This window comes from Chryseobacterium sp. BIGb0232 (assembly GCF_024810195.1).
GTDB classification, from domain to species: Bacteria; Bacteroidota; Bacteroidia; order Flavobacteriales; family Weeksellaceae; genus Chryseobacterium; species Chryseobacterium pennae.
Map to the genome: position 1 here is coordinate 119,775 of NZ_JANUEH010000008.1, position 15,258 is coordinate 135,032.

15 protein-coding genes and 1 pseudogene are annotated in these 15,258 nt (G+C 32.9%); 7 read left to right on the forward strand and 9 right to left on the reverse strand.

Translation table 11 applies throughout. From position 1 onward, the window contains the following. Positions 1-12: 12 nt before the first annotated feature. The 3 genes from M2372_RS17440 to M2372_RS17450 all read right to left on the reverse strand — a co-directional run bounded on the left by M2372_RS17440 (position 13) and on the right by M2372_RS17450 (position 5,015). Positions 13-768, reverse strand: a complete 756-nt coding sequence (locus tag M2372_RS17440) for an SDR family oxidoreductase (protein WP_123319480.1) — start codon at positions 766-768, stop codon at positions 13-15. 74 nt (positions 769-842) lie between these two features. Further along, positions 843-1,397 (reverse strand): TetR/AcrR family transcriptional regulator, encoded by a 555-nt coding sequence (locus M2372_RS17445; protein WP_115973231.1) that lies wholly within the window; start codon positions 1,395-1,397, stop codon positions 843-845. Between the two features lie 555 nt (positions 1,398-1,952). Then, entirely contained in the window at positions 1,953-5,015 is a 3,063-nt protein-coding gene (locus M2372_RS17450) for an amino acid adenylation domain-containing protein (RefSeq protein ID WP_123319481.1), read from the reverse strand. A gap of 1,453 nt (positions 5,016-6,468) precedes the next feature. Between M2372_RS17450 and M2372_RS17455 the strand changes: the two genes are divergently transcribed. From M2372_RS17455 to M2372_RS17485, 7 genes and pseudogenes are all read left to right on the forward strand, one after another. Next, entirely contained in the window at positions 6,469-7,563 is a 1,095-nt protein-coding gene (locus M2372_RS17455) for an alpha/beta hydrolase (RefSeq protein WP_123319482.1), read from the forward strand. A gap of 257 nt (positions 7,564-7,820) precedes the next feature. Next, a complete protein-coding gene (locus M2372_RS17460; RefSeq protein WP_123319483.1) occupies positions 7,821-8,195 on the forward strand; it encodes an AraC family transcriptional regulator in 375 nt (124 codons plus the stop codon). A gap of 27 nt (positions 8,196-8,222) precedes the next feature. Further along, positions 8,223-8,324, forward strand: a pseudogene (locus tag M2372_RS17465) (short-chain dehydrogenase); the annotation flags it as partial. 93 nt (positions 8,325-8,417) lie between these two features. Further along, a complete protein-coding gene (locus tag M2372_RS17470) occupies positions 8,418-9,371 on the forward strand; it encodes an alpha/beta hydrolase (protein WP_123319484.1) in 954 nt (317 codons plus the stop codon). A 522-nt stretch (positions 9,372-9,893) separates the two neighbouring features. Then, positions 9,894-10,328: a RidA family protein gene (locus M2372_RS17475; protein ID WP_123319485.1), complete on the forward strand. Its 435-nt coding sequence runs from the start codon at positions 9,894-9,896 to the stop codon at positions 10,326-10,328. Positions 10,329-10,509: 181 nt separating this feature from the next. Beyond that, positions 10,510-10,650 (forward strand): bacteriocin-like protein, encoded by a 141-nt coding sequence (locus M2372_RS17480; RefSeq protein ID WP_185018804.1) that lies wholly within the window; start codon positions 10,510-10,512, stop codon positions 10,648-10,650. A gap of 302 nt (positions 10,651-10,952) precedes the next feature. Further along, the gene (locus tag M2372_RS17485; RefSeq protein WP_123319486.1) at positions 10,953-11,477 is read left to right on the forward strand and encodes an AAA family ATPase; all 525 of its coding nucleotides are present in this window, start codon (positions 10,953-10,955) and stop codon (positions 11,475-11,477) included. A gap of 9 nt (positions 11,478-11,486) precedes the next feature. Here the strand turns inward: M2372_RS17485 and M2372_RS17490 are convergent, their stop codons facing one another. The 6 genes from M2372_RS17490 to M2372_RS17515 form a co-directional block, all read right to left on the reverse strand. Continuing rightward, positions 11,487-11,927: a tetratricopeptide repeat protein gene (locus tag M2372_RS17490; RefSeq protein ID WP_123319487.1), complete on the reverse strand. Its 441-nt coding sequence runs from the start codon at positions 11,925-11,927 to the stop codon at positions 11,487-11,489. A 2-nt stretch (positions 11,928-11,929) separates the two neighbouring features. Then, on the reverse strand, positions 11,930-12,853 hold the full coding sequence (locus M2372_RS17495) for a S9 family peptidase (RefSeq protein ID WP_123319488.1): 924 nt from the start codon (positions 12,851-12,853) through the stop codon (positions 11,930-11,932). Between the two features lie 126 nt (positions 12,854-12,979). Next, positions 12,980-13,252, reverse strand: coding sequence for an RHS domain-containing protein (locus M2372_RS17500; RefSeq protein ID WP_123319489.1), 273 nt, complete (start codon positions 13,250-13,252; stop codon positions 12,980-12,982). Positions 13,253-13,339: 87 nt separating this feature from the next. Next, complete coding sequence (locus M2372_RS17505; protein ID WP_123319490.1) at positions 13,340-13,858, reverse strand: ankyrin repeat domain-containing protein; 519 nt, start codon at positions 13,856-13,858, stop codon at positions 13,340-13,342. Positions 13,859-13,980: 122 nt separating this feature from the next. Then, positions 13,981-14,130: a hypothetical protein gene (locus M2372_RS17510; protein ID WP_185018806.1), complete on the reverse strand. Its 150-nt coding sequence runs from the start codon at positions 14,128-14,130 to the stop codon at positions 13,981-13,983. Between the two features lie 235 nt (positions 14,131-14,365). Next, positions 14,366-15,253 carry a hypothetical protein gene (locus M2372_RS17515; protein ID WP_123319491.1) on the reverse strand — a complete coding sequence of 296 codons (888 nt, stop codon included), beginning with the start codon at positions 15,251-15,253 and terminating at the stop codon, positions 14,366-14,368. Positions 15,254-15,258 lie beyond the last annotated feature (5 nt).

The window sequence follows — 15,258 nt, forward strand, 5'->3', positions numbered from 1 at the left end:
AAAATTATCAAATTATCGTGTAGTATAACCACCATTTGCAAAAATTGTCTGTCCAGTGATCCACCAGCCGTCAGTTACTAGAAATTCTACTAGTGGAGCAATATCTTTGATATCCGTCAGCCCTCCTAATGCTGCTGCCGATTTGTGATAGGCTACTGCATCTGCGGTTTCCTGACCATAGAAGAAAGGGGTATCCATAGGACCTGGAGCTACTGCCGTTACAGAAATTCCTCTGCCGCCGAATTCTTTTGATGCCGCTCTTGTAAAATGCTCTACCGGTGCTTTAGCTCCTGCATAAGTTGAATATAATCCTGTGTATGCAGCAAGTAAAGACGTAACAATAGTACAGATTTTCCCATTGTCATTCACTTTTTTCCCAGCTTCCTGAAGAAAGAAATACGCTGATTTTGAATTAACTCCGAACATCGTATCATATTCGGCTTCGGTAGTTTCTACAAATGGCTTTTTGAGTACCATACCGACCGTGTTGATGGCAATATCAATTCCTCCGAAAGTTTTAACGGCTTCATCAAAAAATTTTGTAATGTTTTCTACTTTAGTAAGGTCTCCCTGAAATAAGAATGCTTCAGCTCCCAAAGCTTTTACCTCTGCCAGAGTTTTTTCACTTTCTTCTCTGGAACTTTTACTGTTATAATGAATTGCCAAATTAGCTCCTTTTGAAGCAAAGTCTTTGCTTAATAGACCTCCGAGATTTTTGCCACCTCCTGCGATAAGGACAGTTTTGCCTTTTAAATCATTGTGTTTCATAATATTTGTTTTATGTAAAACAAATCTAACAAAAACTGACGGAATATTCCGTCAGTTTTTGTGTTAAAAAAATATTAAATACTGATGGCGTCCCAAGACATCTCTATAAACATATCAATTACTTCACGGTCAATTGTCATTTTTTCATCAATAGCCCATAAGATCCATCCATTGATGGTACTGAAAGTAAAAAGCCTGAGATGCCTAGATGTTAAAGGTTTAAATAAATGTTCTTTTATACCTGCTTCAAACAGCTCATCAAATTTTAGAAAATCTTTCATTGCTACTTCATGAATGTCCTTAGTTAATACAGGAGATGCAGCAAATTGATAAGAAAATTGAAATTCAAGAGGATGCTCCAAAAAGTAACTAATCACTCTTTCCCATAAAAAATTAAATTGCGTACGAATACTACCTACCGCTTTGTAGTTTTTAAAGATATATAAAGACTCTTCAGATTTTTGTAAAATCCAAATTTGTTGCACTATATCTTCTTTACTCTTAAAGTACCTGTAAACAGTTCCTATACCAACTTTAGCTTCAGCTGCCACCTGAGCAATCGTAACTGCATGCAAACCATGAATGACAAACAATTTCAGCCCGGCTTTTAATATCTGTATCCTTTTCATAAAAATCTAAGTTCCAAATTTATAAAAATAAACATCTTTATCAGATGATTTTTTTCCTATTATTTATAATAATTCATGAATTAATACTTTCTTATCTTGAAACTACAATACTTTAAACTAAATAATCAAACATTCTTGATCATTCAAGTGATAAGCAATATACGATGTTTTTCATTGGATTCTATTTGACTACTTGAAGATCCATTCAATGATAAAAACAAGCATACTTTAAGTTATTAGCTTCGATACCGTAAACAGTTTACTTTTATTCTTTCAATGGAATGCTGAAATTACAACAATAAATAAACGCAACATTGAGCTGCGTTTATTTCATCAATTCGAGTTTTAGAATCTTATCTGAGAACTGGATAACAAATTATTAATCATTCTATAAAGGGAACAAATGTAGAATGATTAAAGTTGTTTAATTATTTAATCTGCTTACTTATTACCGTGTACAGACCTATTCACAGTTTATCATAAAATCATTCTTTTGTTAGAAGAGTAAGCTATTCGAGAAGTATACTGTTAATTAACTAACAAACTTTTTTAGATCTAGATCATCTTCATAAATCTTAAATAAGCTTCTATTACATTTTTGTTAAAAACAGCAGGTCTGATTTCTGTATCTTTTAAAAAACGTTCTGTATTACTGCTTTTAAAATAATAAGTATTTTCATAGGCTTCAACAAGGGATTTGCCCTCATGTACATCATCAGTAAACAGATAGAGCAGCGAATAAATAGGTAATTCCTGGTTTCTTCTCCATTGTTCAAACCAATTTCTGAAATCAAGCCCTGTCATTTCCAACCCACAATAATCACTTATACGAACACAGAAATCAGTAAGCGATAGATCATGCTCAGGCAAAGGATTCAAATTAAAGTTTAATCCTACTGCATCAGGTTTCCGGCTGATGTGTACCATCGCTTTACACACATAATCAACTGTCACGACTTCATCCTTAAGCCCCATAACCAAAGGAAATGCCTTCAACTCGATACATGAACGCATAAGAGAACTCCACCATTGATTTAAAGGAGTTGCCCCTGTCTTTCCATGGCACACAACAAAACCTAACCTGAAATTGATCAAAGGAAGCCCTTTTTCACGCGCTTTGGAAGCCATACTTTCCATCACCCATTTACTTCGGATATAACCCATATCACGGCATACTGCAGGCAGGTTCTGTTCGATAGGGTCGTCTTCCGTCATCCAGGTTTTCCCAGTAAAGCTTCTTCCCCAGCTATATACTCCCATTGAAGAAGAAATGATCAGGAATTTAGTTTTATCATTGACTGCAAGATGCAGTATGTTAGCCATGCCATCAACATTTGGTTTTTTAATATATTCATATGGCTTTACGTAACTTACATCACTTGCCATATGATAAATAACCTCAATATCACTCAACAGCTTTTCATATAATTTTTCATCAACTCCTAATTTTGGATGAGTAAGATCACCCAGAATAATTCTTATTCTGGCTTCATATTCTGGCTTCCAAACCAGTTTGAATTTTAAAAATGTACTTTTAATACGTTCTAAAGCAAGAGCTTCATTTTCAGCCCGCACAAGGCAGTAGATCGTTGCTGATGGATTTTTAGGAATAAGCTCTTCCAGTAAATGCGAGCCTACAAAACCTGTTACTCCCGTAAGAAAAATCTGGGAAGGATTAACTAAAATCTGCGGATCTGGCTGAACAGTGATCTCAAAATCAAAAGGCAGCTCGGCATCTTTTAGCAGCTGCTCTTCTACAAAACGTGCTTTCTGTTGCTGGCTGACTTCATTCTGTAACAATCTATTCTCCGCCTCCTTTACAAAAAGACTAATGGTTGGATAACGATACAATTCAGGAAGTGATAACTTTTTCTGGACATTAAGAGGAAGACGTTCATGTAGTTGAGCCAGCATCAGGGAGTGGCCACCAAGATCAAAAAAGTTATCGCCGTCATTGATATCTTCCAAATTCAGCAAATCCATCCAGATTTCAGTTATCTCTTGTTTAAGATCTGTTATATCAACCTTTTCCTTCACCTTTCTTACATTTTGCTGTAAAGGAATATGTAATTTACTTTTATCTATCTTTCCTGTTAAAGTCAAAGGAAGTTTATCATACAGAATAATTTTTTCAGGAAGCATATAGGTTGGCAAGCTTTGTTTTAACCGGGTCCGGATATCTTCAAGAGAAATACGTTCTTTATCATTGTCATACAATTCTAAAAATGCAACAAGTATCGGCAATCCTGTCTGTGGACGATGAACTTTTACAGCTACATTGGCCACTTGTGCAAGCTGCCCTATATGATGTTCAATTTCTTTTAATTCAATTCTAAATCCTCTTAACTTAACCTGATCATCAAACCTTCCCACAAACTCTATATTACCGTCTTCTCTCCAAAATCCACGGTCTCCGGATTTATAGAGGCGATAATCTACCCCATATCTTTGTTTAATCCATTGTGGTGCTTCAATAAAGACTTCTGCTGTCTCATCAGGCTTATTAATATAACCTTTCGCCACCTGCTTACCCCCGATATAAATTTCACCTGTGACCCCATTTTTTTCCTGTTCAAGATCATTATTAAGAATATGGATATCTGCACTGTCCAGAGGTTTACCAATAATATGGGGATTGGTATCATCCTGTTTAAACTGATGACTCACTACACTTACAGTGGTTTCTGTAGGCCCATATACATTGATAAGCCGTACACGATTACACCAGTTTTTTATCGTCTGTTCCGAAGGAACTTCTCCGGCGATTGATAATGTATGAAGACAGCCAATGGGAAGGTCTGCCGGAAGAGTACTCAATACAGCCGGTGGAAGATAAGGAACAACATCAATATTATGGTCAACAATAAAATCAAGTAATGGCTTTCCTATTATTTTATTGTCGGGATACAAAAACAATGTAGCTCCTGTGAACAAAGGAATCCAAAGATCTATGATGGAAACATCAAATCCTGTTGAACTGAACTGAAGTGTTCTGTCTTTAGCTGAAAACCCCCACAGTTCTGTAAACGACTTCACAAAAGTATAGAATGCTTCATGATGAATTTCCACTCCTTTTGGTACTCCGGTACTCCCCGAAGTATAGATAATATATGCAGTCTGCATTGAGTTTATCTGGTCGGGGTGTACAATCTCCATATGGTTTACCAGCGGTTCATAAACCATCCCATCCATATTTAGGAGTTTAAGGTCCATTCCTGAAAACTTGTCAATATAAGTATTTCCGGTAATGATAAGTTCTGTACAGGCGTCTTCCAGCATCATTTTCATTCTGCTTTCAGGAAGCTGTCCATCAAGAGGAATATATGCTGCTCCGATTTTAAGGACTGCCAGAAATGCTATAATCCGATCTATAGACTGCGGCATACATACCGCTACTGATGTTCCTGCTTTCAGTTGTAAAGTAAGCAGGCAGGAAGCTACAATATCGGAACGTCTGTCCAATTCCTTATAAGTGATGCTTACACTTCCAAACATTATAGCCGTTTTTTCGGGAACTGATTCACTAACGGCATTAAAAAGTGAAATTACATTTTTAAAATGATTTTGTTGATTGAGAAAATCATTATTAAGATTTTCATGAATGATTTGGTGTTTCATTTTTATTAGTTTTTGGATTAACAATTATCATTATTTCATTATTGAAAGTCCAGCCAGAATAGCATCATGCAGAATTTTTTTCCGTAAAAAACAGTGACTTAGAGCTAACAACAACAATTATATAATAACAATACATAAAACAAATATAAATCATAAAATTTAATCATAATAAAAATATGATAATTATTTAATTAAAAATAATTAAAATAAAACAAAATATAATATTTTAAAATTCACTGTTTTTTTCATGAAACATAAGGTTAATCAACCAAAACAACCCTCAATTTTAAAGTAAAAGCGACAACCTTTAAATGCATTTTAATTATGATTAACGAAAACAGTAAAATTGTACTCTTCAGTAAAATTGGAAACCTTATAAAAATTAAAAAAGGTTTAGTTTTTATATCTACACTTTCTTATAGTATAAGAATTCTATGATCTCCATATTTGAATATCGAAACTAAAGCATATTTAGGTATGATCATTAAGATTTTGTAGCTATTCAGATATAAAGAGTTGTGGCAAATTCGTGGCATTTTTGTAAAACATTTTAAAGCATAAGTTTCGAATCCCTCACCCTCCGCAAAAATCCTTCATCTTTCGATGAAGGATTTTTCGTTTATAGCATACAGTAGATTCTTTACTGAATTACTGTCCAATAAACGACTGTAATACTAAATAAGACGGATCAGAGATTAAAGCGCTTTTGGAAAACAGCGTACTTTAAGTGAGTCAATAAAACGGATTTTATAGTCCTCGTGCTTTTGTTTTATCTCTAATACCCAATTATCAAGTTGAAAGAGTTGTCTTCTAATTGAAAAAGTATAAAAGTTCTGTAATAAACTTCCCCAACTACTTTCTTTGCGAGAATAGATAATAAAGTGCGGATTCAGATAAAGAGATAGATAAGTAAAGTGAAAATCACTTTCAAAAGGAAATACGATGTGTTTACAAAACGTTACAACTACATCAAACTGCTCAAACATTTCTTTTGCCCAAGAGAGCTCCTGTAGTTCTTGTCTTTTAGACTCAGGTATATGTCAACAACAAGTATCTATTATAGAAAACAGTGAATCTGTTGAAGATTCTAAATTATAAAGTATTGCTAAGATATTAGAAATACCTGTTGAAGCTATCAAAGAATATTTTGATGATAAAGTAATGACTATCATCAATAGTACTATTACTGATAGTCCAATCCATAACAACTTCTGTACTTTCAATCCACTTGATAAGTTAATTGAAGCACATGAAGAAAATAAAAAACTTTATGAGCGCTTATTTAGAAGCAGTGAAAGAAAAAATAGTATATTTAGAGAAAATCGGTAAGATTAAATAAATATATTACACACTATTTTTAAAAAGCATTATTAATGTGAAGATTCCAATATTGCAATGTGCTTATTGTAAGCTTTTAACTTTTGAATATAACACAATAAAAAAATTAAGCTCAATGAAACAATTCTTTATTTTATCACTTATACTCTCTTTTTTATTATTAAATATTTGTAATGCACAAAAGCTAAACCTGACAGAAAATAAGCAAACAGACATCGAGTTTTTTATACCCATTGAAAAAACCAATCTTTACACAAGAGTTGTTGGGAATCCTGAAAAACCTATTATCATTACACTTCACGGCGGCCCTGGAGCATTCAATGTAGACCATGAATTTTTTAGAAATGTTTTTGAAAAAGATTATTTGATGGTTTATTTTGATCAAAGAGGAAGTGGTAAATCTGATGAATTCATAGATAAAACGATGTTTACAACCGATCAATTTGTGAAAGATTTGGACGATGTGATAAATTATATCAAAAATAAATATCCGGACAAAAAAATAAATCTTTTAGGTACTTCCTGGGGAGGAACATACGGCTTTTTGTATTTGTTAAAACATCAAGAAAAAATCAATTCATTTATCAGTAATTCTGGTACAGCAAATATTCAAGATAATACTTTTGCTTTAATCAAGCATGAAAAACAATTGGCGAATAAGCTCTTGAAGAAAACTGATGATCCCATTAAAATAAACAGATATAATGATATTTTGAAAAAATTAGACACTATAGAAAATAGTGGGTTTAATAAAACTTTTTTTGCTGATATGAATACAATAAGATATGAATTCCCAAAAGATCTGGGATTTGATGTCTATTGGGCCCAACCTGAAAAAAAATCAGTCATAGATAATTTGCTGAAAGATCCAGATTTCTATACCAGAAATAAATACACACCGGAACTTTTAGAAAAAGTAATGAAAAAATTTGAGTATGTTAACGAAGTTTTTCACGCTCAAGAATCTTACAATAATCTCAATATTTTAAATGAAATATCGGTTATTAAAACGCCTATCTTAATTATACAAGGAGAATTCGACTATGCAATTGGAGTAGAATCTGGAAAAATGATTTATAAAGCATTAAAAGCTGTTCCTAAAAAAGACAAAGAATTAATCTATATCAAAAATGCTTCTCACAATGTACCAAGTGAAGAACCTGAACAATTATATAATTCCTTAACAACTTTTTTTAAGAAGCATAATTAGAACAAACGTATAAGCCAATAATAAGTTCTCTTTCAGCCAAGAGAAGCATGGAAGAGTATGCTTAGTCTTATGCACAAAAAGATTAAAACATCTATAAGATGCCTTGATCCGCAAAAGAATAATATTGAACTGATAAATAAAAAAAATGTTTCATTGTTCTTATAAATTTTTCTAGTAACTTCAGAAAAACCGAAAAGTTCACCATAAAAAACATTTCAGAAAATTGCACCTTTGACTTATTTTTCAATTTAAGTCAGATGAAGCAATCCGAACAGGAAATATTAAAAAGAAGCAAAGAAATTACCGAAAACTACTTTCAGTTTTTGGATAGACATATTGAAAATGTGGTTGCGGGAACTGTTGACCAATTTATGGAAATCAATCAAATTGCAAGTGAATTATTCCTATCACACAAACATTTGACAGACACTATCCAAAAAGAAACCGGAAATCATCCTTGTCATTTTTACGACCTCAAAATTCTCGATGAAGCAAAAAAAAACCTCTTACAAACAGATAAATCTATAGCTGAAATCGCAAAAACACTCACTTACGACCCATCCAATTTTTCTAAATTCTTTAAAAAGTTTGTTGGACAAACTCCCGGACAATTCCGAAAAGAAAACAATTAAAAAAACCGTTTGTAGATATAACCGAAGGATATTCAGGACATCGCTCCGTTGGTGGAATTTTTGGTAACTGACGGTTGGCGGATTACAGGACAAACCATTTTTACAAACGGTGGTTATACTACCCGATAACTAAAATCAATCAACACAAAACAAAATAAATGGGCAATTGTATCAAATTCTTGAATGTAATTGCCTATAATTTTTAAACTAAAAGAATTATATATGAAGTATCAATTAAAATTAGCTGATGAACTGATTCCAATTTTAAAGGAATACACCAATCAACCAGTACCTCCAGAAGGAACACCTTTGCAAGAAGTTTTTCGTGGAGCACTACAACAAATGGCAAAACAAATAGGAGTCAACAGTACCGATGAGTTAAAGGTTGAAAATAAGTTTTTTACCAATAGCGATGGTTTACAAACGCAATTAAGAGTTTTCACGCCTTTAGTTACCAATGATATTAAACCACTAATCTATTGGATTCACGGAGGTGGAACAATGAGCGGACTTCCAGAGCAAGAAGATCCAGTCCTTTTTCGATTGGCTTTGGAGTTAAATGCAGTTATTGTTTCAGTAAATTACAGATTAGCACCAGAAAATCCTTATCCAAAACCATTGAACGATTGTTATGAAGGTTTAGTTCACGTAGTGAATAATGCAACTGAGTTTGGTATTGACACCGAAAAAGTAATTGTGAGTGGAGGTAGCGCAGGTGGATTGTTTACGACATCTGTTGCTATCAAGGCAAGAAACGAAAACGGCCCTAAAATACTTTTGCAAGTAATGGCATATCCGATGCTTGACCATACCGACACATCGGATAGCAACAAGGAAATTACCGATATTGGAGTTTGGGACTCTGCTATGAATCATTATGGTTTCCAATGCTATCTTACTGGTGTTGCAGCAAGTGAATACAGAAATGCCGTACCATTGTTGGTAGAAGATTTAACCAATTTGCCAGACGCATTTATTGCCGTAGGTACGATGGATTGTTTGAGAGATGAAGGCATTGCATATGCACAAAAATTGGCAGCTTCGGGTGTACAAACCGAGTTGCATATTTATCCTGGAGTGGTACACGTGTTTGACGGCATTGCACCTGATTTAAAAGCGTCTAAAGATTTCTGGAAAGCCCGTATAGATGCGATTAACAGAGCATTGAACAAATAAATATCAGATTATGATCTATTTTCGCCACTTTATAATCAAAGTAGGTAGAAAATTTAGAGTTGATAAGGGAGATATTAGGTATTGAGCAGCAAGCACTTGCCTCAGCGACGCATATCATTGGTGGAAAAAAGGAAAGGAATAGATCATATATGCCTACTTGAAAGAATTGCTGAAGCATTAGACGTTCCTTGTAAAGCAATTATTAATGTGCATGAACAAAACATTGATACCATGATCGCAGTGATTCTAAGGAAAATTTCTCTAAGTATAATGATCAGGAATCTCTTGTACCAACCAGGAGATTATTTAATATTTTGAAAGAAATCAATAAATTGCCCCACATGGTCTGCAAACTGATTAAAGCAAAAAACAAGCTGATTAAGGTTTTGTCAATCAGCTTGTGAAGAGAAGAGATTCATAGGATTGAAATTTTTATATTATTCAGGATGCCTGTTTGCAAATGAAATACTCAAACCTGGCTTCTTGTAGTATCTTTACACAACACGTTTAAATTAAGCAATTATGCGATATTTCATACTTCTCCCTTTTCTTTTAGTTTGTTGTAAAACTTTTTCACAAGAAACAAAAATTAAAAAAGAAAAATGGCATTGGAATAATGAGTCAAAACAAGATACCATTGCAGGTTATACTCAGGTTTTAAAAGTTGACAATATTCTTTACATTTCTGGTGCTGTAACAAACGATATAACCACTGAAGGTATTACATCTGTTTATAGCGCTTTAAAAGCTTCATTATCCAGTTATGGTGCTACATTTGAAAATGTTGTAAAAGAAAATTTATATACAACAGATATTGAAACCATGAAAAAATATAACTACGTTAGAAAGGGGTTTTACAAAGGAGACTTTCCCGCAGCCACATGGGTACAAATACAACGATTATATATGCCGAAAGCAAAATTGGAAGTTGAATTGATTGCACACTTACCAAAATAATCTGATAGTTTTCCTACCACAAATATTATAAGAACTATGATTTCAAGATATCGCCCTTCTAATTCCCGCTATCAACGGGAATGAAAAATTATCATCACATTATAGTTAATTTTTGTTAATCCCAACTATAATGCAATAATTATTTTTGACATTTGCTTTACAACATAAAAATATTATTAATATGAAAAATTTGAAAAAACTTGAAAAAGCAGAATTAAAAACAATTGTTGGAGGAGGAGATTGTATTAGGCTATGTTTTGTAAATGATAAATTAACATGTGTTCCATATAAATCATGTGGTGGTCCCGCACTAGAACCTTAAAAATTAAAAAGCTGTGTTTCAAAAAGCATTTCTAAAATATTTAAGGAACTACAGAAAGCAGCAATTAAACTAAAATTAAAGGGATTTGTTAGCTCTCGCTTTCTTGCTATAGAGATAACAGACCCTTTTCTCATAAATACCATACAGTCGTCCACAGAGAATCATTACACTCCTTCCAAGTTCCTAAAACCTGGTTATAATTTCCAGAACTTAAGCAAACTACAAGAAACTGTTTAACAGAAATAATACTCTGAAAACTAATAATGAAAATGTAATTAACGGAATAAAGAAACTAATAAATTATGCGAATAGCTTTTACAGGTTCACATAGAGTCGGAAAAACGACTTTAGCAGAAGAGATTGTGGATAGTTTGCCTAACTATGAATTCAGGAATGAACCTTATCTACAACTTGAGGAGCAAGGATATTTATTCTCAGAAATCCCTTCATTGGATGATTATATTGAACAATTCAACTTTTCTGTAGAACAAATACAACACAGTGAAGGCAATATAATTTTTGACAGGTGTCCGTTAGATCTATTGGCCTACATTGATGTGATAAGCAAAACAAAAAATATATCAGCTCTTTACGAAGAAATGCGCTCCGCAATTTCCCAACTGGACCTCTTAATTTTTGTTCCCATAGAAAAAGTAGATATAATAATATGTCCAGAATCAGACTTACCTAATCTAAGACACAAGGTAAATGATATTTTAGAGGATTGGATTGGAGACTTCAGCACTGAAATTTTAGAAGTAACCGGAACTTTAGAAAACAGAAAAAAGCAAGTATTGGACAAAATAATAAATTTAGAAAGGCTCTGATCCCAAAAGCTAGAATTTATACTTCCCCTTTTTGATATCTCTTTTAAAGATCATCAAATTTGATTTTGCTGTCATTGAACCAAGCTCAGCTCCTTTTTTGTACAATTCATAGCTTTTCTTCAAATCTTGTGGAACTCCTTCTCCTCTTTCATAAAAATCAGCCAGGTTATTGTAAGCCTCTGCATACCCTCCTTTTGCTGATTTTGAATACCAATAAATACATTTCTCAGGATTATATTGGGAATTATTGAAGGCCATAAATGACATTGTGTCAAACAATTGAGCATAACAATATTGCGCCTCTTTATTTCCTGAATAAGCGCTTTTTCTTATTAATTCCGAATATGTACAATAAAGTTCTATTCTTTCCTCATATGAGAGCACAGATGGATATTCAGTAATTTTTAATCCAATAGATTTGGCTGTTTCCAATTGTTTTTTCCCTTTCATATTTAGTTAGATGAACTTATATTTCTTATCCATTTAATAGCATAGTTAACAGGTTCATCAGAGCCTGAGAATGCAGTATTGTGTCCTAATTCCGGATACAATTTATATTCATAATTTTTGTTCCTAGACTTTAAAGAATTCAGATATTCAATAGATAAGTTCACAGGGACCTGTATATCTTTTCCTCCAAAAATCCATAATCCCGGAATTGATAATTTAGAAAGGGATTCTCGGGGGTCTGTGTCTATGAACTCATATTTATCGGGGTCATTCATGATATGCTTCCGTGCATCTTCTTCTGAATGGGTATCCCAAAATTTTGAATTTCCATTGGTGTAAAACTGAAAACGAAGCTGTTTTTTGACGGTTATAAGTGCTCCGCTAAATATGGTCATAAATTTAATGTTCTTATTTTTTCCGGCAGCTAAAGGAATGATCCAGCCAGCCTGACTACCTCCCATCAATCCCATCAATATCTTATCATTTAACAAATGTTTAGACAATACATTCACCGCAGCACTCACATCTGATGACAAAAGATTGAGATTTAGAGAATCTACATTATTAGTCCCTACTTCCGGTCCCGCATAAGTGCCTCCTGATTCACCTACTCCCCTTTTATCAAACGTAAAAACAGCAATCCCATTTTTAGCCAAAAGTGTTGCCAATTCTATCATCCTTTTTTCTTGTCCGGACCCATGAACAAGAACAACAGCTGCAGAAATATTGTCGGGTTTAAAAAGGGTTCCGGCAAGCGAATCTCCTTCACTAAAAAACTTTACGTTTTTAACGGTAACATTCGATGGCATTGCTAATGCTGGACTGTAAATGAAGAAAAAGGATATTACAAGAGTAATCATCAGGAACTGCCTGGAAAATAAGCGATTTTTAAAAACACTCAATGCGTTAAGAATATTTAGTTTCATGTTTAGTTTCTACTTTTTTATGAAGTAAAAAATAAAGCCTACAGGGTTATTTTGCAAACTTTTTTATAATACCTAAATCTACAAAAAGTTTTGTGTTTTTTTATTTATTGGCAACAATTCCACATTTCATAAAACCATTTGTATAACACTTACAGTTTGGACATAATTATACTCAGCACTTTCGAGATCATAATATCTAAAACGGTTATAAGCCAATCCTGTTTCTCCATCTACATACTGCTCTTGATATAAAAAAGGAACAAACTCATTATCTCCTTTTCTTAAAGAACCATATGCATCCAATTCCCCTTCCCAAACCAAAGAACCAGTATGATCATAAGCATGGGTGGGTGTTCCTAAATAATCGCTGATAATACTAAACTGCTCTTCGCCAACAATTTTACCACAAGGAACAAAGCTTCCCTCCTGGTATAACCTTTATATTAAAAAAATTGTAAGTAAAATAACTGATAATAAGCACTTAAATTATCCAAAATACTTGCCTACATCTGAATTAGCAATAGATTGTGATAATGATAAAGCAGAAACCCCATGTTCATTTTCAATCGTAGGATCTGCATTATTTCTTAAAAGTGCTGAAATATAGTGTCCATAGCTTTCATTATCCTTATTATAATAAAAAACAGCATTACTTAAAATAGAATTTCCATTAGCGTCAGTAGCAATAACGTCAGCACCTTTTTCCAATAAAAAATCAAATACTTCTCTAAGATTTAAAACCACAGATAGTTGCAATGGAGTTCTTTGAAAAGCACCTGAAATTTGTTTCTCATTAATATCCAAACCTCTTTTTAAAAATTCATTTATAACTTCTTTAAAATCATTTTTAGTCAACCCATTATTATTCAAAAAATTTAAATAATAATATAAAATATTATTACCAAATTTATCATGCTCTTCAATATTATAATCCTTTAGAGCTTTTTGTAATTCACTAAAATTTAAATCAACTATAACTTTCTTAAGGTCTTCAATTTTTTGCATTATTATATCTTTTAATGTTCATGTCCTCTAAATTTTCCGCCATCACTTGAACTGCTTGTGTTATCTTCAAACCCTAAATTACTTAGTTTACTGTAATCTTCTATAACTTGAGCTCTTGTTTTTTAAGCATTGGCAGGATCTTCTTGATATTCACGCCAAGATTGATTCTGATGACCAACAATCTCATTTCCTGGCTCAATAGGAAGTCCAGTTTTGGCATCAAGATATTTACCATCTGCATTCTTAGGACTATTTTTCTTTAAATCGTCCATAGTATCCTTTCTCCATTATAATAAATCTAATATGATTATAAGCATTGGTCGGTGTCCCCAGATAATCAGGATGATACTGAACCCGCATGGAGCAAAGCTTCCCTCCTCGTAAAGCCAATTTATTACATTCTCTACAGATAGGCTTCATATTACGATTCAATCTGTATAGGCATATAAATATAAAGCTGCCCCCTATTGAGACAGCTACTTAATAATAAATTTTTCTGACAATATCTTACTTCCAAAACCGTTCTAATTCTTTATATTCTCCAAACCAAAACCTGAAAGCATCCTTATCAATGCCATCTTTGCCCGTCCAATAATCTATAGGATATGACCAATCAGAATTACGAGACTTTCTAGGTGGTGCTCCAAGTTGGCTATCATTGTATTCATAGAAAGAGCCTTTATGATTTTCTGAATGAAGTATTCCACAATACCCTAATAGACCAAGAAAAGAACGACGCTGCTCTTCATTTTCTTTCTTTAACAATTTGCTTTGTCGTAGCTTCTTATCTAAAATATTAGGGGTATCTGTTTCTTCACAAGAAAGAATTAAATCGAGAATATTTGCAAAGATTTCGAAATCTTCTTTGGTGGGTTTATCTTCCTCTAATTTATTGGCAACATAAAAACACAAATAAAGTGCAGTTAAATTCATGATTCGACCTCCCCCCCAATGATACAAATAACTCAAATTACCATTTAACAAACTTGGTTGCATAATTGATGAATTACATATAGAGCAGTTAATTGTCAAATCAGACATTTTTTCTTTCTTATATTGCTTTACTGTAATACCATCAGATTTACTATATAAACTATGATCAGGAAAAGTTTTCATGATAGCCATAGCTCCCAAACCTACTCGGTAATCCATCCTATTTTTAGATATACTACTTATAAACAAATCAATACATTTTACTTTGTTTATATTTTTATAATCTTTGAATATAGTTTCTAAAAATGTATCATGATCTATAGAATTATCTTTAGGACCTTTCAACCAAAACCCTTTCGATTCTGCATATTTAGTACGGTCGATATATTCTTTATCCTTTTCTTTACTATAAGAATATTCTAATAAAATGTTTAGGGCTTCTTTGTCTAATTCGTTTTTCATTTTTT

What these genes read in the sequence shown, in the direction of transcription:
- M2372_RS17490 (WP_123319487.1), bottom strand. Translation starts at nt 11,927, where the DNA reads ATGAAAGGGAAAAAACAATTGGAAACAGCCAAATCTATTGGATTAAAA.
- M2372_RS17480 (WP_185018804.1), top strand. Translation starts at nt 10,510, where the DNA reads ATGAAAAATTTGAAAAAACTTGAAAAAGCAGAATTAAAAACAATTGTT.
- M2372_RS17495 (WP_123319488.1), bottom strand. Translation starts at nt 12,853, where the DNA reads ATGAAACTAAATATTCTTAACGCATTGAGTGTTTTTAAAAATCGCTTA.
- M2372_RS17475 (WP_123319485.1), top strand. Translation starts at nt 9,894, where the DNA reads ATGCGATATTTCATACTTCTCCCTTTTCTTTTAGTTTGTTGTAAAACT.
- M2372_RS17460 (WP_123319483.1), top strand. Translation starts at nt 7,821, where the DNA reads ATGAAGCAATCCGAACAGGAAATATTAAAAAGAAGCAAAGAAATTACC.
- M2372_RS17470 (WP_123319484.1), top strand. Translation starts at nt 8,418, where the DNA reads ATGAAGTATCAATTAAAATTAGCTGATGAACTGATTCCAATTTTAAAG.
- M2372_RS17505 (WP_123319490.1), bottom strand. Translation starts at nt 13,858, where the DNA reads ATGCAAAAAATTGAAGACCTTAAGAAAGTTATAGTTGATTTAAATTTT.
- M2372_RS17485 (WP_123319486.1), top strand. Translation starts at nt 10,953, where the DNA reads ATGCGAATAGCTTTTACAGGTTCACATAGAGTCGGAAAAACGACTTTA.
- M2372_RS17440 (WP_123319480.1), bottom strand. Translation starts at nt 768, where the DNA reads ATGAAACACAATGATTTAAAAGGCAAAACTGTCCTTATCGCAGGAGGT.
- M2372_RS17455 (WP_123319482.1), top strand. Translation starts at nt 6,469, where the DNA reads ATGAAACAATTCTTTATTTTATCACTTATACTCTCTTTTTTATTATTA.
- M2372_RS17510 (WP_185018806.1), bottom strand. Translation starts at nt 14,130, where the DNA reads ATGGACGATTTAAAGAAAAATAGTCCTAAGAATGCAGATGGTAAATAT.
- M2372_RS17450 (WP_123319481.1), bottom strand. Translation starts at nt 5,015, where the DNA reads ATGAAACACCAAATCATTCATGAAAATCTTAATAATGATTTTCTCAAT.
- M2372_RS17515 (WP_123319491.1), bottom strand. Translation starts at nt 15,253, where the DNA reads ATGAAAAACGAATTAGACAAAGAAGCCCTAAACATTTTATTAGAATAT.
- M2372_RS17445 (WP_115973231.1), bottom strand. Translation starts at nt 1,397, where the DNA reads ATGAAAAGGATACAGATATTAAAAGCCGGGCTGAAATTGTTTGTCATT.